19 protein-coding genes and 2 tRNA genes are annotated in these 19,886 nt (G+C 33.2%); 4 read left to right on the plus strand and 17 right to left on the minus strand.

From position 1 onward, the window contains the following. Window positions 1-3: 3 nt before the first annotated feature. Window positions 4-963 carry an alpha/beta hydrolase gene (locus ACSVH9_RS07010; protein WP_438063090.1) on the plus strand — a complete coding sequence of 320 codons (960 nt, stop codon included), beginning with the start codon at window positions 4-6 and terminating at the stop codon, window positions 961-963. A 2-nt stretch (window positions 964-965) separates the two neighbouring features. Here ACSVH9_RS07010 and ACSVH9_RS07015 read toward each other — a convergent pair whose 3' ends face one another. The 8 genes from ACSVH9_RS07015 to ACSVH9_RS07050 all read right to left on the minus strand — a co-directional run bounded on the left by ACSVH9_RS07015 (window position 966) and on the right by ACSVH9_RS07050 (window position 8,655). Beyond that, a complete protein-coding gene (locus tag ACSVH9_RS07015; protein WP_438063091.1) occupies window positions 966-2,798 on the minus strand; it encodes a hypothetical protein in 1,833 nt (610 codons plus the stop codon). A gap of 48 nt (window positions 2,799-2,846) precedes the next feature. Continuing rightward, window positions 2,847-3,338, minus strand: coding sequence for a hypothetical protein (locus ACSVH9_RS07020; protein ID WP_438063092.1), 492 nt, complete (start codon window positions 3,336-3,338; stop codon window positions 2,847-2,849). A 32-nt stretch (window positions 3,339-3,370) separates the two neighbouring features. Beyond that, window positions 3,371-3,907 carry a mechanosensitive ion channel domain-containing protein gene (locus ACSVH9_RS07025; protein ID WP_438063093.1) on the minus strand — a complete coding sequence of 179 codons (537 nt, stop codon included), beginning with the start codon at window positions 3,905-3,907 and terminating at the stop codon, window positions 3,371-3,373. Between the two features lie 10 nt (window positions 3,908-3,917). Next, window positions 3,918-4,499, minus strand: a complete 582-nt coding sequence (locus ACSVH9_RS07030) for a Maf-like protein (protein WP_438063094.1) — start codon at window positions 4,497-4,499, stop codon at window positions 3,918-3,920. Beyond that, entirely contained in the window at window positions 4,492-5,418 is a 927-nt protein-coding gene (locus tag ACSVH9_RS07035) for a geranylgeranylglycerol-phosphate geranylgeranyltransferase (protein WP_438063095.1), read from the minus strand. The genes ACSVH9_RS07030 and ACSVH9_RS07035 overlap by 8 nt, the downstream gene beginning before the upstream one ends. Before the next feature lie 25 nt (window positions 5,419-5,443). Next, the gene (miaA, locus tag ACSVH9_RS07040; protein WP_438063096.1) at window positions 5,444-6,379 is read right to left on the minus strand and encodes a tRNA (adenosine(37)-N6)-dimethylallyltransferase MiaA; all 936 of its coding nucleotides are present in this window, start codon (window positions 6,377-6,379) and stop codon (window positions 5,444-5,446) included. 152 nt (window positions 6,380-6,531) lie between these two features. Continuing rightward, a complete protein-coding gene (locus tag ACSVH9_RS07045; protein WP_438063097.1) occupies window positions 6,532-7,893 on the minus strand; it encodes an exonuclease domain-containing protein in 1,362 nt (453 codons plus the stop codon). A 102-nt stretch (window positions 7,894-7,995) separates the two neighbouring features. Then, on the minus strand, window positions 7,996-8,655 hold the full coding sequence (locus tag ACSVH9_RS07050) for a YggS family pyridoxal phosphate-dependent enzyme (protein ID WP_438063098.1): 660 nt from the start codon (window positions 8,653-8,655) through the stop codon (window positions 7,996-7,998). Window positions 8,656-8,962: 307 nt separating this feature from the next. On the opposite strand from ACSVH9_RS07050, the gene ACSVH9_RS07055 reads away from it, so the two are divergent. Then, window positions 8,963-10,117 carry an OmpA family protein gene (locus tag ACSVH9_RS07055; RefSeq protein ID WP_438063099.1) on the plus strand — a complete coding sequence of 385 codons (1,155 nt, stop codon included), beginning with the start codon at window positions 8,963-8,965 and terminating at the stop codon, window positions 10,115-10,117. Between the two features lie 115 nt (window positions 10,118-10,232). On the opposite strand, the gene ACSVH9_RS07060 is transcribed toward ACSVH9_RS07055, so the two are convergent. The 6 genes from ACSVH9_RS07060 to ACSVH9_RS07085 all read right to left on the minus strand — a co-directional run bounded on the left by ACSVH9_RS07060 (window position 10,233) and on the right by ACSVH9_RS07085 (window position 16,022). Further along, entirely contained in the window at window positions 10,233-12,476 is a 2,244-nt protein-coding gene (locus tag ACSVH9_RS07060) for a M1 family metallopeptidase (protein WP_438063100.1), read from the minus strand. 61 nt (window positions 12,477-12,537) lie between these two features. Further along, window positions 12,538-13,041, minus strand: a complete 504-nt coding sequence (locus ACSVH9_RS07065) for a DUF6702 family protein (RefSeq protein WP_300977264.1) — start codon at window positions 13,039-13,041, stop codon at window positions 12,538-12,540. Beyond that, entirely contained in the window at window positions 13,038-13,787 is a 750-nt protein-coding gene (locus ACSVH9_RS07070) for a hypothetical protein (protein ID WP_438063101.1), read from the minus strand. The genes ACSVH9_RS07065 and ACSVH9_RS07070 overlap by 4 nt, the downstream gene beginning before the upstream one ends. Beyond that, a complete protein-coding gene (locus tag ACSVH9_RS07075; protein ID WP_438063102.1) occupies window positions 13,771-14,499 on the minus strand; it encodes a hypothetical protein in 729 nt (242 codons plus the stop codon). Before ACSVH9_RS07075 ends, ACSVH9_RS07070 begins: the two co-directional genes overlap by 17 nt. Beyond that, entirely contained in the window at window positions 14,486-15,208 is a 723-nt protein-coding gene (locus ACSVH9_RS07080) for a hypothetical protein (protein WP_438063103.1), read from the minus strand. The genes ACSVH9_RS07075 and ACSVH9_RS07080 overlap by 14 nt, the downstream gene beginning before the upstream one ends. Beyond that, the gene (locus ACSVH9_RS07085) at window positions 15,198-16,022 is read right to left on the minus strand and encodes a carboxypeptidase-like regulatory domain-containing protein (RefSeq protein WP_438063104.1); all 825 of its coding nucleotides are present in this window, start codon (window positions 16,020-16,022) and stop codon (window positions 15,198-15,200) included. The genes ACSVH9_RS07080 and ACSVH9_RS07085 overlap by 11 nt, the downstream gene beginning before the upstream one ends. 61 nt (window positions 16,023-16,083) lie before the next feature. On the opposite strand from ACSVH9_RS07085, the gene pepE reads away from it, so the two are divergent. After that, entirely contained in the window at window positions 16,084-16,791 is a 708-nt protein-coding gene (gene pepE / locus ACSVH9_RS07090) for a dipeptidase PepE (RefSeq protein ID WP_438063105.1), read from the plus strand. A 33-nt stretch (window positions 16,792-16,824) separates the two neighbouring features. Here the strand turns inward: pepE and ACSVH9_RS07095 are convergent. Then, a tRNA-Gly gene (locus ACSVH9_RS07095) sits at window positions 16,825-16,897 on the minus strand. A 93-nt stretch (window positions 16,898-16,990) separates the two neighbouring features. Next, window positions 16,991-17,063 (minus strand) — tRNA-Gly (locus ACSVH9_RS07100). A 439-nt stretch (window positions 17,064-17,502) separates the two neighbouring features. Between ACSVH9_RS07100 and ACSVH9_RS07105 the strand changes: the two genes are divergently transcribed. After that, window positions 17,503-19,092: a L,D-transpeptidase family protein gene (locus ACSVH9_RS07105; protein WP_438063106.1), complete on the plus strand. Its 1,590-nt coding sequence runs from the start codon at window positions 17,503-17,505 to the stop codon at window positions 19,090-19,092. Here ACSVH9_RS07105 and ACSVH9_RS07110 read toward each other — a convergent pair. Beyond that, complete coding sequence (locus ACSVH9_RS07110; RefSeq protein WP_438063107.1) at window positions 19,081-19,812, minus strand: murein L,D-transpeptidase catalytic domain family protein; 732 nt, start codon at window positions 19,810-19,812, stop codon at window positions 19,081-19,083. The genes ACSVH9_RS07105 and ACSVH9_RS07110 overlap by 12 nt on opposite strands. Window positions 19,813-19,886 lie beyond the last annotated feature (74 nt).

Genomic DNA, 19,886 nt, shown 5'->3' on the forward strand with positions numbered 1-19,886 from the left:
GCTATGAAAACAATAACATATCAACCCGATTACTTAGGAAACGGATTCGAGTATACCACTATTAATCAACCCGATGATTACGAAGGTCAAGTGGTTGCTACGGTTATTAGAAAGCAATGTAGTTTACCAACCACGAAAGCGGTTTTGTATGTACACGGTTTTAATGATTACTTTTTTCAATCGGAGATGGCGCAACAATTTAATGAAAATGGCTTTCATTTTTATGCGCTTGATTTACGAAAATACGGACGTTCTATTTTGCCACATCAAAAAAGTAATACTATGCGAAGTTTAACAGAATACTTTGCTGATTTGGATGAAGCTTTAGATATAATGCGACAAGAAGGTAATGAACAGGTTTTATTATCAGGTCATTCTACAGGTGGTTTATTGGTTACTTTATATGCAGCTGAACGTATTGGGAAAGAAAAATTTGAGGCTGTTTTTTGCAATAGTCCTTTTTATGATATGAATATGCCTCAGTATCAAAAAATGCTTTTGATGCCTTTTGTTGCATTCATAGGAAAGTTTTTTCCAAATGTTTTGGTGCCAGGAAAATTTTCTGAATGCTACGGATACAGTTTGCATAAAGAGCAAAAAGGGGAGTGGGAATACAATCTCAATTGGAAACCTCATTCCGTTCCACCAATTAATGCAGGTTGGATTAATGCCATACATCAGGGGCATTTAATAATAAAAAGAGGAATTACTATTGCAAAACCAATTCTAATTTTGCATTCTAAAAAATCCATTTACTCTAAAAATTGGAGTGCTTCTTATTTTGATGGAGATGCTATTCTAAATGTTGACGATATAAAAAATGGTGCCCAAAAAATTCTCGCTCCTAAGCGTACTATTGTGGAGATAGAAGGAGGAATGCACGATTTGATTTTGTCACCAATTCAAGTTAGAGAAAAAGTATACGCTACTTTATTTGAATGGTTAAAAGCGCTTTGGAAGTAAATTTATTTATAATTAACGGTTCTCGGTTGGTTCAACTCAAAATCCAATAAACCAAAATCACTGGTTTCAAAAGCATTCGTTCTTAGATTTTTATCATCAGGTCCAAAAGTAGTGGGATAGTAAGCAAAAGAAAGCTGAAAAGAACTAAATACCAAATAGTCATTATTGATGATAAAACCCAATCCAATGCTAGAGTAGGTTTGATTCTTCAAGTTTGTTCTTTTATCATTTCCAAGAACTCCAATGGTATAATTAAAAAAAGGATTCAAACGAAAGCCCCAGAGATTCCAAGGGGAATAACTTTGCGTTTGCGCACTAAAAACCATTTTTTTGGTTCCATACAAGGCATTGTTGAATCCGGGAATTCCATTTTCACCATTTAAGGTGATTTGGTCCCCAGTAGATGCCAATCGGTGACTACCTAAAACAACTCGTTGTTTTAAAAATTGTCTGATTTTCCAATCCCCAATTTCGTATAATTTGGTAAAATAATTGGCTTGGAATGTAAATGCAGATTGAGATGTTTTGGAATTCTGAAAAAACGCTCCCCATTCAGCATTCAAGCTAAAGAATCCCCAACGGTAGTAATTTCCAAACGAAGCTCTTGTACCTAAATACAACTGTCCTTTATGATTCTTCCTTTGATAGCCTGTTGTGATACTGTACGTTTTTCCAATGGGAACATCTTCAATAATCCCGTTGTTGAACAAATAGCGTTCTTGGACGAAGTTTCTAGCATTGATACCTACACTCGTGAGTAGTAGTTTTTCGTCAGTATAAAATCCAATACTGTCATAAGCTACTAATGGATTTTCTAAATAATTGATATTCAAGAAACGTCCTGCTACTATCAAGTTGGTAATTTTGCTTCTTTCTGAATTGTCGTTATCTAACGAAAAAGCGTGGCCAAGCCAATAATCATCGGTATTGTATTTGAATCGCTGTTGCGCAAAAACACCATTTTTATCAGCCAAAGTATCCTGTCTAAATCGTTGTTCGTAGCGTATACCGCCGCCCCATTTGGTCAAAGGGGAAACAAATAATCTCGAAGCGTCTAAACTTCTATTGTAATTACTTGTTACTTCTTTTTCATTGGTAGCTTGCAATTTAATGAAGGTTTTACGAAAGTTATTTACGGTGTATTGCAGTAAATGACCGTTTTGACCATCTTTGTAACGATTTGTGTATTCGCCCCGAATTTCGTGACCTTGGCCTAGAAAGTTACGCTCTCTTAGTTTTAGGGTTGTTTCGGTATTGCTAAAAGAAGCATTTGGAATTAAACTCCAAGAATCCAAAACTTGAATAAAAACATCAACATAGTCGGGGTTTTCGGCTACAATTTCCATGTGTATTGCCACACTGTTGACAAAGCGTTGTGTTCGAATCAAACGCATACTTTCTTTAACCATTACCGAATCTAGTGGTTCATTTTCATTGATGAGTAATACCTTGCGAATAGTATAGTCTTTGGATTTTAAATGTAATTTATTGCCCCATTCCTCAGCAGTATTTAGAACCTTTCGAGAGGCATTTGTGTCGATATTTTGTACGCTTTTTCCAAACGGGTCAAGAGTAGTTATTGTAATACTTTTGATTATTTTGCCTTGAAACGGACTATAATTTATTTTGGCAACCTTTTTTTTGGGAAGCTTTGGTTTTATGGGTCTAAAGATTAAGCGATGCAAAAAACTAGTTGCTTTTTTCTTTTGAGAAAATTGTTGGATGTTTTTGTAAATTTTGGCACTATCTGCCTTTTGTTTTTCTTGTTGCGAATAACTCAACTGATATAAAAAAAACAGTACAACTAGTAAAGCAAAATGTCTTGTCTTATGCATAGTTTGTACTGTTTTTAAAGTAATATGTTCTAGTATTACGAAGAAAAGTTAATCTCTTCCTCTTCCGTGATTTCCTTTATCTTGATGTTTTCCGTGACCTCTATCATTATGGTCATCACGACGATTGTCTTGACGCTCTTCATAACGATGTTCCTCTTTGTAATGTCCTCTTGCTTTTTGAGGTTTCCCTTTGTATCCTTTGTAATACTTTACTTTGTGAGCATTGTAATATACATAAGGAGTATTGCCTCTATAGTCAGTTAAAGGTACTTTATATCCGCGATATAAGTCATAGTTACTGCAATAGCTAGGCAATCTGCGTGAACGAATCCATCGTCCGTTACCAAAATAAATATATTCTGCTTTGCGAATATCAAAATAAATTTGGATATCAGGTAAAAAATAATAAGCTACGTTGTCATAACCCACAGGGCCCCAGGCCGGTGGTGAACCAATATTAACGTTAATTGAAACCTGAGCCTTGGTAGCAGTTGCTCCAAAAAGTAAGATTCCGATAATAAATAATTTAATTGCTTTCATTGTATTTAGATTTGGTTAATATTCACTGTAATTTAATCTGTAAATTCATTGTTATTGTCGACGGAGGTCTTTTTTACAATTGAGATTCCTTTTTGAAAAAACAAATTGTTTGGATAAATAACCATTTCACCTTCTTTAGACCGGATAGTTACGTGAAAAGCACCAATATCTTCAATTTCTCCCTCAACGAGGTATTCTTTGTCGTGTATTAAAATAATATCACCAATTTTGAACGGAAACGAAAAGAACAAAATAATTCCCGATGTGATGTTGCTTAAAATAGACCATTGTGCAAACATAGCCACCCCAATAACCGTTGCCACTGATGAAATAGTGATAAAAATATCTTTGGCTTGTACTCCCCAAATTAATATTAAAGTGATTACAGCTAAAATAGTGATTAGAATGTTGATATATTTTATGACTAAATTGGTTCTCCTCTCAATGATTTCACTCTTTTTTGCATACTTCCTTATTAGTTTAGCAATCAATGTTCGAGTTAAAAAAACAAGTAGTAAAAGTATTCCTGTACTAATTTCTTCTTTGAGATATTGATTAAAAAAGTCCATAATTTTATGCTTAAAGTTTATTTAGATAATCAAATACTTTATCCGTTGGCATTCCCATAACGTTAGTATATGACCCCTCTATTTTTGATACCCCAATAAATCCAATCCACTCTTGAATTCCGTATGCTCCCGCCTTATCAAAAGGTTGGTACTTGTCTAAATAATACTGAATGGCTTCGTCACTCAAGGCATTAAAAGTGACTTTTGTGGTTTCGGAAATGACTTCTGTTTTGTTTTTTGTTTTGAAACATACTGAAGTGATGACCTCGTGGGTGTTATTTGATAACGACTTCAAGATTTCAAAGGCCTCTCGTGTATCTTTCGGCTTTCCTAATGGGCAATTTTTGTGCCAAACAATTGTGTCACTAGTAATCAGAAGGTCGTTATCTTGTAATTCGCCCTCAAACGCATTGGCCTTCAGTATAGATAGGTAATTTGTTATTTCTTCACCTTTTAATGTGTTGGGGAAAACTTCTTCTACATCTTTGAGACGAATTTCGAAGTCTAAATCCAAATCTTTAAAAAATTGTTGTCTTCTAGGAGAACCAGAAGCTAATATAATTGAATAAGCGGCTAATTTTGATTTAAGCATTTTGTTGTATAGTATAATTAAGAATAGGCAACATAAAAATTCCAAAAAAGACAATCCATTTTAGAACGGTACTTAAGTGATGAAACTCGGATTTATTTGTTGCCGTTGCTATTTTGATAGTAAAATACAAAAAAGGAGCGATAATAAAAACCAAACTGTAAATGGTGATGAGTTGTAAATCGTTTAAAACAAAATAATGGTACATATAATTGAGAAATAACCCGATAGGGAGTAGGCTCAACAGGGCAATTACTTTGGTTGTTTTTGAAATTCCTAATCGAATAGCCAATGTTCCCATTCCTTGATGGTAATCTCCTTCAATGTCTTCTAAATCTTTGACCATTTCTCTAATCAGATGCAATAAGAAAGCAAAAGCGGCATAATCCATTAGTATGCTAAAAATTTGTCCCATTTGGCGTTGATTTTCTGCATTGGTCACTGGGAAAATATCAAAAATTCCAATGATTATCACGCTTGAAGCAAGTATCAAAGCTACTATTAAATTACCGAGTAGTAGCATTTGTTTTAATGTAGTTGCATAAAAATATAAAGTTGCTGCAATTAATATGAAGAATGCTGCAAAATTAGGTTTGTCAATCACATTTGAAAGATAAAAACCAATGCATACGCCAGTTATTGTAAGGCCAGCGTAAAGATTGTATGCTTCACTTTCTTTTATAGTTTTTCCTATAATTACTTTTTCGGGTTTGTTGATGGCATCAGTATCTTGGTCAAAAATGTCGTTGATTACATAGCCTCCTGCAGCAATCAAAAGTGTTGCTACTACTAATAAAATGTACTGGAAATTAGTTAATGCTAAATTGCAATTTTGTTCGTTCAAAAAACCAAAACGCAATATTAATTGCATTAGTGCTAATAAAATCAGGTTTTGATAACGTATTACTTTTAAATATTTCATAATGGTAATAAAGGGTGTGCGAATGTTATTGGGTAATTGTTTGCTGAATTTGTGAATCAATATAGTCAGTTATAGTTGCTGTTGCCGTTTTAAAATCAAACCATTTGGTATGCTCATTTCTTTTGAACCAAGTCAGTTGTCTTTTTGAAAAACGTCGGGTGTTCTTTTTTATTTCTTCGATAGCAAAAGGTAAATCCCATTCGCCATCAAAATGACTGAACAGTTCTCGATATCCTACAGTTTGCAAGGCGTTTAACGATTTGTGAGGGTATAAATTTAGTGCTTCTTCTACTAAGCCCTGTTGTATCATTATATCGACTCTTAGATTGATTCTGTCGTAGATGATTGCTCTTTCTGCCTCGATACCTATTAGAATTGGGTTAAAATTTCTATTGTTTTTTTGTTGATTTAAAAATGAAGAATAAGGCTTTTCCGTGCCTACACAAACTTCTACAAAGCGCATCATACGTTGTGGATTGAGTTGTGTTTGAGGATTTTCATTGCTTATTTTTTCATAATAAATAGGGTCTAAAGCCTTAAGTTGCTTTTGTAAATAGCTTATTCCATCAGTTTCATAATGAGATTGAATAGCCGTTCTTACGTTTGGGTCTATGTCTGGAAAAGCATCAAAACCTTTTAAAACAGCATCTACATATAAGCCTGAGCCTCCAATTAATACCACATAATCATTGGTTTGAAACAATTCGTTGATTTTAGAAAGCGCTTCTTTTTCGTAATCTCCAACGGTATAATTCTCAAATATGGATTTGTTTTGTATGAAATGATGTTTGGCGGCTTTTAATTCTTCGTTGCTAGGCACGGCTGTTCCTATGGTCATTTCTTTGAAAAATTGCCTGCTGTCGCACGAAATAATTTCGCAATTGTAGTGCTGCGCAAGTTGAATACTCAAAGCGGTTTTGCCAATAGCTGTGGGTCCTATGATGGTGATTAAATGTTTCATTTTTTTTTAGCCCTGATGGGAATGAAAACCCCGGAGGGATTGGAGTTTGTTTTTCTTGGTAGAAAAGAGCGACCAACGGAAGCTCCTTTTATGCCTTAGAAAAACTACTCTAATCGCGAGGAGTTGCAATGTACAGCAGGAATAGCTCTTTATTAAAAGTGGATAATCTTTAGTGTTTTACTTTTTCGAATTTGACTTTGGATTATATTTTTAGCATCTCGATTGTTTTGCATGGGCACTAAAATATTTTTTAATATTTCTGGATTTGTAATCTGATAATTTAAATCATAAAAAGCATATCCTTTGTAAATTCCGTTTTCAATAAGCACTGCGGAACGCTCGCTGATGTTGCGACCTTTGTCTATTACAATCATATTTTGCGTCTCAAAATCATTTTCTTTGAGGAATTGATGTACCCTTTGATTATATTCTTCAGGGGTGATTTCTCCTATGCAAGCTCCGTCACATTCTTTTATTCCGTATTGAAAACATTCTTTTTTGGATTGATACAAGCCAGTTAATTTTTGACACAAATGGTATTTAGTTGTAATCTTGAACAAGGTATTTTTGGCTTCCTGCAAAGAAGAAAATGAAGTGATTTCTTTTTTTCTTCCATCATATTTTTGAATTTTTAGGTTCAAATAGCCATTTTTGTCCTTCTCTGTATAAAGCGCCAATTGAAAAATACTTTTGCGTTGTGCGCGATTCAATATGGGTTTGTTGACTTTTATCTCTTCACTTTCTTTGAGCAGGGCAATCAATTCGCTTCCAGTTTCTTCATAAGTTACGGCAAAAACTTCGGTTTGAATTTTTTTACACTTATTGGATTTTCCAGTAAAATGTTGGTTGATTCTCTTTTTTATGTTTCGGCTTTTGCCAATATAAATTAAGTTGCCTTTGTCGTTATGGATGTAATAAATTCCAGTTCTAGAAGGCATACTTTGTACAATATCCAAGAGTTTTGGAGCGATTCCTTTCTCGATTTCGGTTTTTATAAGTTCTTTTATGATTGTTTTTTCGACATCTTTTTCGAGTAATAACTTAAAAAGTTTTACGGTAGCCATAGCGTCGCCGCTCGCACGATGTCTATCGGCCATTGGGATTCCTAATGCTCGGACTAATTTTCCTAAACTATGCGAAGGTTGTTCAGGTAATAGTTTTTGAGACAATTCAACGGTACAAAGTGTTTTTAGATTGAAATCATACCCTAATCTTCGAAATTCTGTTCTTAAGATTCTGTAGTCAAAACTGGCATTGTGCGCCACCAAAACGCAATCTGTAGTAATTTCTATGATGCGTTTGGCCACTTCAAAAAATTTTGGAGCAGAGCGCAGCATAGCATTATTGATGCCTGTAAGCTTAACCACGAACGGTTGAATTGGAATTTCGGGATTGACAAGACTTATAAATTGGTCTACGATTTCGTGACCGTCAAATTTATAAATAGCAATCTCGGTGATTCCTTCTTCGTTAAATTGTCCTCCTGTGGTTTCTATGTCAAGTATTGCGTACATAGCCCCCTAGCCCCCAATGGGGGAATATATTTGGTTAATATCTAAAATTATTTTCGTCATAATTACAATTATTATTTTTTCCCCCTTTTGGGGTTAGGGGGCTTATCTACCACCAAAGATACTGCTTCCAATTCTAACCATAGTGCTGCCGCATGCTATAGCTAATGGATAATCGCCCGACATTCCCATAGAAATAGTTTTTAGTTCGCAGTTTTCGCTTTTCAGTTTTTGTAGGGTATCAAAAATAGATTTCAAATGGGTAAACTCTTTTTTGATTTGGTTTTGATTATCTGTAAATGTCGCCATTCCCATTAATCCAACTATTCTAATATTCTTCATCTGATTAAAAGTGGAGGAGTTCAACAAATTTTGTAATTCTACTTCATCTAGACCAAATTTTGATTCTTCTTCGGCGATATACATTTGTAATAAACAATCAATAACTCGGTTGTTTTTTTGAGCTTGTTTATTGATTTCTTCTAATAGTTTTAGACTGTCGACTCCATGAATCAATTGTACAAATGGAGCCATATATTTTACTTTATTGGTTTGAACGTGGCCAATCATATGCCATTCAATATCCTTGGGCATTTGTTCCCATTTGTCGACCATTTCTTGGATTTTATTTTCTCCAAAAATGCGTTGCCCCGCTGTGTAGGCTTCCATTAAATCGGTTACGGGTTTTGTTTTTGAAACGGCAACAAGCGTAACGTTTTCAGGAAGGGAGTTTTTTATTTTTAGTAAATTTTCAGCTATTGCCATTGCGTTTGTATTAATTCTTTTTTACAAAGTTTCCTGAACTGAGGAACACAAAGCAAACTTATTAAATTAATACTTGTTTTCATTCATTGAGGCTTGTCTTCTTTTATGAAGGATTAAATTTTATCTTTTATTTAACGATTATGGTATTCTTTTGACCGCTTATTTTGCGGCTAGTTTAATTTTCTTTCTTTTAATTTTTTTATGTAAAAGTCTGTTAAATAGATTGTTGTGATATTTTTTTAATTAAATTTGACTTGAATTTTATTCTAAGATTTAATTTTCTATGTTTTAACTTAAACCATTAATTATGAAAAAGAATTTAATTTTTGCAATTGTGTTTCTCCTAACAGGTTGTTGCCTTTTTTCACAAAATGCATATACCGTATCTGGAGGATTATTAGGTGGTGCTAATTTTAGCAAGTTTACTAATGACAATGTCGATTACAAGTACAAGTTTGGTTTCGATGCTGGAGTTTGGGTTAATTTTCCCTTAGGAAATGTTTTGTCTTTGGAACCTCAGGTGCTCTATTCTCACAGGGATTATACTCCCAAAGACAACGATGGGACTAATGTAACAAGCAAATTAGGATTTATTTCTGTTCCTCTATTTCTTAAAGCTAGCCTTGGTGATAAGTTTGCGATTATGGCTGGTCCAGAATTTAATTATTTGGCCAATTCAAGCGATAGTTTTAACAATTTTGATAAAGAGGATTTTAAAGAATGGTCTACTGCAGTTACTGGTGGAATTGAATTTGCTCCACATTCTAGATTAACAATCTATGGCAAATATAGTTATGGTTTTGTGGATATGTTTCGTTTTGATGATGGTAATACTGCTATTCAAAATGAACCTTACAAAAACAGTTCTTTTCATTTAGGACTTAAGTTCAAGCTTTTTGGTCATAAAGTTAGTAGAGCTAGTGAACCGGAGCCAGTAGCAGTAGCAGTTGCACCAGAACCTGAAAAAGATGCTGATGGTGACGGTATAGTTGATAGTAAAGACAAATGTCCTAATGAGAAAGGGTTGGCAAAATACCAAGGTTGCCCTGTTCCTGATACCGATGGTGACGGTATTGATGATGAAGCAGATATGTGTCCTAAAACTCCTGGGATAACTGGAAATTATGGTTGTCCAGAAATAATTTTATATTACACTAGAGATTCAGCTGATTTGAATGAAACCGATAAAAAGGATTTAGATAAAGTAGTTGTTTTTCTAAAAAACCATCCTGATGTTAATGTGTTTATCGAGGGACATACTAGTACTTTAGGAGAAGAGGATTATAATCAGAAACTATCTGAAAAACGCGCAAAAGGAAGTGTAGATTATTTAGTCGCAAATGGTATTTCTGCTAGTAGGCTTTCGGCTGTTGGTTATGGTGAAAAATATCCTATTGGAGACAATAGTAAAGAAGAAGGTAGAGCGAAGAGTAGAAGAGTGGTGGTGAAAATTAAGAAATAGTAGGTGTTAATTTTTAACGAATGCTATTACTTCTCTTAATTTTTTTCTGAAATAGGTTAAAATAAAGCAAGCCCGATGGATTCGGGCTTGTTTCATTTAAATATACTATGTTTACTTAATCAAATTTTGATTTTACTTCTGCTTTTGGCCAACTGTTGTTGGTAACATCAATGTCTGCAGTTTCTAATTTTGGGTCGATTTGGATTTTTTTGATTGCTTTTGAAGTAGCGTATACTTTTTTGGCAGTGTCATTGTTTTTTCTCCAAATTTGTGCAGGATATTTAAAGTTTTCAGTAGTACCATCCTCATAAGTGATTTCTACTAAAATTGGCATAATTAAACCACCTGGCTTGTTGAATTCTACTTCATAAAAGAATTTAGGAGCATTTAAACTTGCTTTTTCTTCTGCAGTTAGTTTTTCGTTTACATAGTCAGCTAGTAACTTGAACTCCTCTACTTTTAATGCTTTTTTATCAGTTTCTTTTAATTCAGAGTTGGTTCCTTCAACTAAGTAAACAAAAGGTCCTTTTTCTTCACCAAAACGACCTCTACGAACTTTTGCATTTTTTAATTCGGTAGTAGGTGTATCGGTTACATAATATTGCTTTACTTCATTTATTCCTATGTCAACAAAGTCAGTTGAGTAAAACCAACCTCTCCAAAACCAGTCTAAATCAAATGCAGAAGCGTCTTCCATCGTTCTGAAAAAGTCTTCTGGAGTTGGATGTTTAAATTTCCAACGGTTCGCGTAAGTTTTGAATGCGTGGTCAAATAATTCGCGTCCCATAACTGTTTCTCTCAAAATATTCAATGCCGTTGCTGGTTTTCCGTAAGCATTATTTCCAAACTGAATAATACTTTCAGAGTTACTCATAATTGGCTCCAAGAATTTTTGGTCTCCACTCATGTAAGGAACAATATTTTTTGCTGGCCCTCTTCTGGATGGGAAATTAGTACCTAATTCTTGCTCCGCCATATATTCCATAAAAGAGTTCAATCCTTCATCCATCCATGTCCACTGACGTTCGTCAGAATTAACAATCATTGGGAAGAAGTTGTGTCCTACCTCGTGAACGATTACACCAATCATTCCATTCTTTACTTGTGGACTCGTTACTCCATTTGCGTCTGGACGACCAAAATTCCAACAAATCATTGGGTATTCCATTCCTTGGTCTTCTGCAGAAACAGATACTGCTTTTGGATAAGGATAATCAAAAGTATGCGATGAATAACTTTTTAAAGTATGAGCAACGGTTCTAGTTGAAGTCTCTCCCCATAATGGATTGGCTTCTTTTGGATATACTGAAGTAGCCATTACAGTTTTTTCACTAAGTTTTACTGCCATTGCATCAAAAATGAATTTTCTAGAAGTGGCAATTCCAAAATCTCTTACGTTTTTGGCACTAAATTTCCAAGTTTTCTTTTTGGTTGAGAACCCTTTTTCAGCAGCTTCCGCTTCAGCTTGTGTTACGATTACTACTGGATTGTCAAAACTCTTTTTAGCTAGCTCATAACGTTTCATTTGCTCTGCTGTGAAAACTTCTGCGGGGTTCAATAATTCACCTGTTGCTTCCATCACGTGATCTGCGGGAACAGTAATGTTTACGTCAAAATTTCCAAATGGCAATGCAAATTCTCCGCTTCCCCAAAATTGTTGGTTTTGCCATCCTTCAACGTCATTGTAAACTGCCATTCTTGGATAAAATTGAGCAATTACATACAATTTATTACCATCTTTTTCAAAGAATTCATAGCCTGAACGACCTCCATCTTGTTGGTAATTGTTGATATTGTACCACCATTTTATAGAAAAAGTGATTTTTTCTCCTGGTTTCATTGGTGTTGGTAAATCAATTCGCATCATTGTTTGATTTACAGTGTATGTCATAGGATTGCCTTTCGCATCTTTTACATACTCTAGCTTAAATCCTCTATCTAAACCTTGTTTTAAATATTCATTAGCGAATCTACTTGGAGCCATAGTCGTCTCAATTCGTTCACTCTCAGCAAGAGGTGATTGAGAGTTTTTTGCGGCTTGATTTTGGTCCATTTGTAACCAAAGGTATTCTAGTTTGTCTGGAGAATTATTGTAATAAGTAATGGTTTCTGCACCACTTAATCTTGAATTTTTATCATCTAATTCGATGTCTATTTTGTAATCAGCTTGTTGTTGGTAATAGGCTGGACCAGGGGCTCCTGCTGCAGTACGAAACATATTAGGTGTAGCCAACAAATCATACATTTGGCTGAACTTATTGGTATCGTATTTACCTTGTTGTTTTGGTGGTGTTGGGGTGGTTTTTTCTTGGGCAAATAGCATTGCCGGAAAGAGTAGGAGTAGGGTAGCTTTTTTCATAAATAAAATAGAAATTTAAGTCAGTGAAAATAGCAATTTTAACGGAACTACTTTCTTTTTATTAGTACTTTAACATTTGTATCTTTGATGAATCGCTAAAGTTTAGGCTATTTTTTGTGCCATTTGCTGTAAAATGCATAATGTTTTGCTGGTCTGAGTTCCAATCCATCAATAAAGAATTCTGAATGTTTAGGTTTTGAATTTTTGCGATTTCTTTAATTGTCAAGTAAGTAACCAGAACATCTTCTTCAACCTCGCTTGATATGTAATTTAAAGTTTGGGATTGTCCATTTACTTTTAGAATTAAATTTTCTGAAAAGTATTTTTTTAGCAAAACCAGCTCTTCAGGTTTCTCAGAACCAATTCCAATTGAGGTTTTTTTATGATACTTTTTTTCTAACGCTTTGTTTAAATCATCTAAGAAAATTCTTGAAGTGATTTGTATCCTTTTCTTTTCAGGTACAAATTGAACTTGAAATATAGCCACATAAAATTTATGCATTTCAAAGGACGAAAGGCTAATGGTTAAGAAGAATAATCCGAAGAGTAAAACAGTTTTTTTCATTTTCCAAAAGTAGTTAAACTTTTAAATTCTTTGTTCTTGCTAATCAAAAAATCATACAACTGAAACGAATCGTTTTGAGTCAAAATCGCTATTGCGTTTTTATCTGCTTCGCAAAAAGAAAGAAATAAAATTATTTCTTCTTCTTTGAGTTGTAATGTTTTTGAAAAAAAGTCAGTGTGTACGCTATTAATTACTTCTACATAATAATTGATGGGTTTTTCTTCTCTGTCTTTTTGTAATGCTTTCTTTTTAAATAGCTTTTTGACATCCTTAAAAAGTCGAACAAAGTCAGTTCCGTTAGCAATTGTTGTTGGTGGCATCAAAGGATTGGTAGGTGATGATTGAGAGTCATCATAGTATTTTCTATCGATATAGTTTTGAAGATTGGGATTCAAAGGTCGAATCTCTTTTTGATTCAAAACAATAACTTCTTTTAACTCGTTATCAAATAATTCAAGTTCTATTTCTAAAAATGGAAGTTCGAAATTTTTGCTGCTAAGAATTACTTTTTTTGGCATGCAAGCCAAACTAGCAAATAGTAAAGTGTCTTTAGGCTGAGCCAAAATTTCAAAATAACCTTGCTCTGAAATTGCTGTTCTTGTTTTGGAACTCAAATTGACAACAGAACCATTCACAACAGCTCCCATACTATTGACTACTTTTCCTTTTAAATTGCTTTTTTCTTGCGAAAAAGCGACTCCAAAAGCAAAAAAGAAGAACAAGATTAGTCTATAATTTTCCTTCATTGCTGTTAAGTTCATTAAAAGTCGAGGCTAATTGAAGCATAGCCACCAGCATTTGGGCTTTGTTGTTGGTCTCTATTAACTTCGCAAAGCTTTTGTTTTCAATGCAATAATATTGAAAGGTATTGATTTTGTCAGCAGCAATATGAAATGATTTTGTGTAAAAATCACTAGTAAATAAGCGTTTTAATTTTGCTAAATTGGTTTCTTTTTTCTCTACTTCTAGTTCTTTTTTGAGCATTTCTTTCCTGCCAGAAAGCATATTGATTAATCCTCCTATGCCGCCTGAGTTGGCTTTTAATCTTCTTTCAGCTACGGTATACGATTTTTGGTTTTTGGGTATAATTCCAAGGTCACGAGCATTGATAGTAGCATATTGATTGATAATTACTTCGTCTAACTCGATGCCTTTTGGAATCATTTCAATGCTGATAAAGTCTTCACAAAAGTCATTGGCTTGAAGCACTTTTCGATAGGCTTCAAAACTTTTGGAAGCAAAAAATAAAACATCGTTAATTTCTGCCTCAATAGTAAATTCCCCATTTTCATTAACTTTTGCGCTTTTTTCAGAATTTAAGTTGACTACTTCAATTTCTGTGAAAATACCTGAATTGGCCAAAATTCTTCCTCGGATTGTTTTTACCTCTTTTGCTTGACCTAAAATACATTGAGTCGCTAAAAAGAAAAACAGCGTTTTCGTTTTATTTATTTTCATCTGAAATGATTTGGTTGTAGCGTTCGGCTAGTTTGATAATCAAAAACTCACTCATTGTTTTGTTTTTGGTCTTCATCGAGTTGACAAAAGCTTGGTCTTCGATACAATAATGTTGAAACCCTTTGATGTAATCTTTGGGGATTTTGAGTTTTTGTATATAAAATTCCTCTTCAAATAGGTATTCTATTTTTTCAAGGAGTTTTTCTTTTCTCTCTACTTGAACTTCTTTTTTGAGCATTGCTGTTCTTCCAGATATGCCATTTAAAATTCCGTCTAGGCTGCCTTTTGTGGCTGTTTGCAATTTTCTTTCGGCGGGTGTAAAATGTTTGGTAGCACTTGGAATACCTAGTTTTTCTGCGGTAATTTCAGGATGACTATTGATGGTTATGTTTTTTAAAACGATACTTTTTAGAGTCATTTCAATTTTTAGCTCTTTATTCGAAAGGTCTGCTTTGGTAATGACTTTTGTTAAGGATTCAAGATTGACGGCACTAAAAACAATTATATCCCCTTCATTGGCTGGGATTCTGAAATAGCCTTCAATTCTGCTTGTAGTGGCTTGGAGAGTAGTTTCGTTTCTGATGTTTACGCCATCAATAAAATTAGATTCTACCGAAATTCTACCCTGAATTGTTCGCTCAGTTATGGTTTGTCCCACGAAGATTGACGTCCAAAAAAGTAATATAAAAAGGGTAAAATTATTCTTCACTAGATAGTTTTTTGTTAAATGTAACCGCTAATTCACTCATTGACAGCTCTAAAAGTTGTTTGTTTCCAGAAGTTAAATAAGAAACTAAATATTGATTTTCGATACAAAAATATCTAAACGAATCTATATACGTTTTTGGAATTTTTAAATTTATCACATAAAAATCATCTTTATAAAGTGTTTTTAGCCGTTCTAATAAACGTTCTTTTTTCTCAATTTCAAGTTCTTTCTTTAGTTTTTTCGTTCTTCCTGTTATTTTGTTGATAATTGGGTCTAATGGTAAAGTGCCACCTAAGATACTCAAAAGATGAATGGGTTTAAAGTCTCCTGCGGTTTTTAAGCGTCTTTCAGCTGGAGTATACTTTTTTTGATTTTCAGGAATGATGCCAATTTTTTCAGCTGTTATTGTATTGGTATTGATAATCACTTCGTTTAAATCTATTGTTTTTGAGCTTAGCGTTACCAAAAGCGTAGTGCTTTGATACTCGGTTTTAGTAATTTTTTTTCTTTTTGTTTCTACACTTATTGATGAAAAATGCAAAATATCTCCCAATTGACATTTGATGGTAAAATGCCCATCAGCATCAGAATTTGTTGTTTCGTTTGAATTTTCATTTTTGATTAAAACACCTTCAATTCCTTTGTTATTTAAAATCACAGTTCCTGATATCATTATTTCCTTTTGCTGCTGCCCCTTGGCAATGTTTAAAATTGCTAATTGAAAAAATAAAGTCAACCAAAATTTCATTCTTACTTTTAAATTGAATTGTGGTAAAAGTATTTCAATATCCTGCCAAATAATTATTAAGGGCATGGTAAAAATTTGTTAATTAAAAATTGGTTTTTATACCTTTATCACTTTAAAAAAAAGAAAAATGAGAAATTGTATTATAGCTAGTACATCTACTTTGCACGGTGGTGGGTATTTGGAGTATTTAATGGCTGATTTAAAATTGCATTTTGCTGGATGCCAAAGTATTTTGTTTATTCCGTTTGCACGACCAAGTGGTATAACACATGATGAATATACTCTTAAAGTAGCTCAAGCATTTGCTAAAATTGATATCGAAGTAAAAGGAATTCATGAATTTGAAAATCCTAAAAAAGCGATTCAAGATGCTAAGGGTATTTTTACTGGAGGAGGTAATACTTTTCTTTTGGTAAGTCAGTTGTACAAATTTGATTTGATGCATTTATTGTCTGAAACTGTAAAAAACGGCACACCATATTTAGGAACAAGTGCTGGAAGCAATATTTGTGGCTTGAGTATGCAGACAACTAATGATATGCCAATTGTATATCCTCCAAGTTTCCAGACGTTAGGCGTTATTCCATTTAATCTTAATCCACATTATTTAGACCCTATTCCTGATTCTAAGCATATGGGGGAAACACGTGAAACTAGAATTAAAGAGTTTCATGCTTTCAATGCAATACCAGTTTTAGGATTACGAGAAGGTAGTTGGCTTGAGGTAAAAGGAGATGTTGTTACTTTAAAAGGAGATTTAAAGGCTCGTTTGTTTTTGCAAAACCAAGAGCCTGTTGAGCTAGAATCAGGTTCTGACTTGAGTGGATTGAAATAAAAAAGCCGAAACAAATGTTTCGGCTTTTTAAAGAGCGAAAGACGAGGCTCGAACTCGCGACAACCAGCTTGGAAGGCTGGAGCTCTACCAACTGAGCTACTTTCGCATTAATTTTTTTCAAAAATAAATAAATTTAAAACTTGTGTCAAGTTAAAATTTAAAAATTTTATAAGAACTAATAGAATCAGATTCTACTTAGAGCGAAAGACGAGGCTCGAACTCGCGACAACCAGCTTGGAAGGCTGGAGCTCTACCAACTGAGCTACTTTCGCATTATTGTGGTGCAAATATAGATAAACATTTCACTTATTTGCAAATTTTAGAACAAAAAAAAATCACCCAAAAAAGGCAGTTGTTTATAATTAATTTAAAACTAAATTGTTATACATTTATTTTTTTATAAAAAAAATGATGCACATAGAAGAAAACAATGAATTAGCAGTTACTTTTGTAGCAATACACCCAAATAGTGCGACAAGAATAGTCAATTGTATGTTGTTATTTTGAAAGTGATGATAGATGAAATCTCTTTTTTTTTCATTTTGACTTGAAATGATTTTTAGGCATAACTTATTTTACCCGAAAGTTGTTTTAGTAATCACATATTTTAAATAGTCATAATTTCAAAGTATATCAATTTTAAATCAAAATGAAATTAGGGATTTGAATTATGTTTTTGATTCTAGTTCTGTTGTGTTTAAATTAATTAATATGAAACAATTTTACCTTTTGCTTATTTTTTTATTGTTGCTAAGTTGTAATAAACAAACAGACACTTCTGTAAAAACAATAAAAGCTAAAGCTGTAATTATACCAAGAATTAAGGTAGAAGGTAATGCTATTGAAATTGATAGCGCTATAGTTTTATCTTTCGAAAATCAAAAACTACTTGAATTTTATAGAGCTACGGGATTTAAAACCGTATGGCAATCAGATATGCTCCGTAAAGTCGTTTTGAATGCCATAAAGGATTCACATAAAGAAGGGTTGTTTCCTGATGATTATAAAATAAAAGTTTTAGAAGCACTAGAAAACAAACACGCTCTTCTTAAAAAGAAGGATTTGATTAACTATGATTTAGTATTAACTCTAAATACTCAATTGTTTTTGACTCATTTAAAACTAGGAAAGTTAGACCCAAAAAAAATATACAATAATTGGGATATTGAGAGAGCACCTTTTGATGTAAACGAATTACTCGCTGAATCATTTGCTAAAAAAGATTTTGTAGTAACAATTGATAGTTGCAAGCCAAATTCAAAAGTTTACAATCAATTAAAAAAAGCTTTAGAGTTGATTGAGGAGTTTTCTGATTCTGATTTTTCTTCTATCACATTTGCAGATAAAATAGTTGCCAATGATACCAATCCTAAAATTATAAGCATAAAAAAAAGATTATTATTTTGGAATGATTTGAATAGTTCAGATAGTTTGACGGCAATTTATGATTCTAAAACTGTTGCTGCAATGAAATGCTTTCAAGTGAGACACGGACTGGCTCCAGATGGTGTAATTGGAGCAGGAACAATTGAGGCATTAAATTTTTCTAAATCCAGTAGGAAGAAGCAAATTTTGGCTAATCTTGAGCGTTGGAGATGGTTTCAGATGGTTCCAGATGAAGATTATATAGTTGTTAATATTCCGGATTATAAATTAATTGTAGTTGAAAATAACGATACTACAATTACTCAGAAAGTTGTAGTTGGTACGAATAAAAGAAAAACACCAATATTGAATTCGTATTTAAAAACAGTTGTGCTAAATCCTACTTGGACCATACCTCCAACTATTTTGAAAGAAGATGTAGTTCCGGCTATGAAAAGAAATCGTAATTATCTTTCAAATAAGAATATTAAAATCTATGATGCGAGTAATAATGTAGTTTCTCCAGAGAATTGGAATGCCTCTAGACCTCATAATTACAGATATGTCCAAGAGCCTGGCCCTAATAATACGCTTGGAGAAATGAAAATTTTATTTCCCAATCATCATAGCATTTATTTGCACGATACGAATCATCGTAACTTATTTGGTTTGAACAATCGTTCGTTGAGTTCGGGCTGTATTAGAGTAGAAAAACCGCTTGAATTAGCAGGGTATTTTTTGAATCATTCTGAAAGTTGGTCCAAAGAAAAAATTGATTCTGTTGTTGCCACAAGAAAAACACATTATGTAAAAATTGAGAAAAAATACAATCTTTATATATGGTATTGGACAGCTTGGAGTTTAAAAGGTAAGCTCCAATTCAGAAAAGATATTTATGATTATGATGCTGCTTTATATGAAAAGCTAAGAACTTAATTTTTCTATTATCTCTTCAGATTTTCTTGAAGGATGATAAATAAACAAAATCGATTGCTCCTTAATAGTATTAATGATTGGTAAAGTTAAATCATTTGGTAATGCTGGACATCCTTGACTTCTGCCTAATCTTTTGTGTTGCCTGATAAAAGATTCAGAAACATAATCAGCACCGTGAATAACCACTGCTCTAGAACGTGCATTACAATTTATCCCTTTTTCTAAACCATCTAATTTAAGAGACAATCCGTGTTTTCCTTTGTATACTTCTCCCGTTACATAAAAGCCAAGGCTACTTTGGAAAGAAGATGTTTTATTTGAAAAATTCGTTGCAAACTCTTCCCCAGTATTTCTTCCATGTGCTACTAATGATTGAAATAATACTGTATTTGTTGCTAAATCAATTACCCAAAGTCTTTTTGTATTTGATGACAAACTAAAATCAACTAAGGTTAAAATTTCTTTTTTAACCAATCCTTTTTCTTTTAGTTTATAATAGCCCTTTAATGCTTCTGAAAAGCTATCAAATTGAGGAAGGATAAATTGATTAGCATTTAAATTGTTATACACGGACTCAACTATTAAATCAGCTTTGGATTTTAAGTTAGTTGCATGTTCAAATTTGTTTTTACGATTTTTATTTTCTTCAGATACTGAGTTGTTAATTGAAAAGGAACTCAAAAAGAATAAAGCAATAGTAAGGAAAGCGCTATAAATCATTGATTGTCTTTTGATTAATCACTTGTTTTTGGTTTGCAAATATACAATAAATACGTTTTAAATCTTTAGCATGT

The sequence above is a fragment of the Flavobacterium sp. RSSB_23 genome (genome assembly GCF_051547145.1).
Taxonomy (GTDB): Bacteria; Bacteroidota; Bacteroidia; order Flavobacteriales; family Flavobacteriaceae; genus Flavobacterium.

Bases quoted from the DNA above. Each gene is read 5' to 3' on its own strand.
- ACSVH9_RS07010 (WP_438063090.1), top strand. From the start codon at position 4: ATGAAAACAATAACATATCAACCCGATTACTTAGGAAACGGATTCGAG.
- ACSVH9_RS07015 (WP_438063091.1), bottom strand. From the start codon at position 2,798: ATGCATAAGACAAGACATTTTGCTTTACTAGTTGTACTGTTTTTTTTA.
- ACSVH9_RS07020 (WP_438063092.1), bottom strand. From the start codon at position 3,338: ATGAAAGCAATTAAATTATTTATTATCGGAATCTTACTTTTTGGAGCA.
- ACSVH9_RS07025 (WP_438063093.1), bottom strand. From the start codon at position 3,907: ATGGACTTTTTTAATCAATATCTCAAAGAAGAAATTAGTACAGGAATA.
- ACSVH9_RS07030 (WP_438063094.1), bottom strand. From the start codon at position 4,499: ATGCTTAAATCAAAATTAGCCGCTTATTCAATTATATTAGCTTCTGGT.
- ACSVH9_RS07035 (WP_438063095.1), bottom strand. From the start codon at position 5,418: ATGAAATATTTAAAAGTAATACGTTATCAAAACCTGATTTTATTAGCA.
- miaA (WP_438063096.1), bottom strand. From the start codon at position 6,379: ATGAAACATTTAATCACCATCATAGGACCCACAGCTATTGGCAAAACC.
- ACSVH9_RS07045 (WP_438063097.1), bottom strand. From the start codon at position 7,893: ATGTACGCAATACTTGACATAGAAACCACAGGAGGACAATTTAACGAA.
- ACSVH9_RS07050 (WP_438063098.1), bottom strand. From the start codon at position 8,655: ATGGCAATAGCTGAAAATTTACTAAAAATAAAAAACTCCCTTCCTGAA.
- ACSVH9_RS07055 (WP_438063099.1), top strand. From the start codon at position 8,963: ATGAAAAAGAATTTAATTTTTGCAATTGTGTTTCTCCTAACAGGTTGT.
- ACSVH9_RS07060 (WP_438063100.1), bottom strand. From the start codon at position 12,476: ATGAAAAAAGCTACCCTACTCCTACTCTTTCCGGCAATGCTATTTGCC.
- ACSVH9_RS07065 (WP_300977264.1), bottom strand. From the start codon at position 13,041: ATGAAAAAAACTGTTTTACTCTTCGGATTATTCTTCTTAACCATTAGC.
- ACSVH9_RS07070 (WP_438063101.1), bottom strand. From the start codon at position 13,787: ATGAAGGAAAATTATAGACTAATCTTGTTCTTCTTTTTTGCTTTTGGA.
- ACSVH9_RS07075 (WP_438063102.1), bottom strand. From the start codon at position 14,499: ATGAAAATAAATAAAACGAAAACGCTGTTTTTCTTTTTAGCGACTCAA.
- ACSVH9_RS07085 (WP_438063104.1), bottom strand. From the start codon at position 16,022: ATGCCCTTAATAATTATTTGGCAGGATATTGAAATACTTTTACCACAA.
- pepE (WP_438063105.1), top strand. From the start codon at position 16,084: ATGAGAAATTGTATTATAGCTAGTACATCTACTTTGCACGGTGGTGGG.
- ACSVH9_RS07105 (WP_438063106.1), top strand. From the start codon at position 17,503: ATGAAACAATTTTACCTTTTGCTTATTTTTTTATTGTTGCTAAGTTGT.
- ACSVH9_RS07110 (WP_438063107.1), bottom strand. From the start codon at position 19,812: ATGATTTATAGCGCTTTCCTTACTATTGCTTTATTCTTTTTGAGTTCC.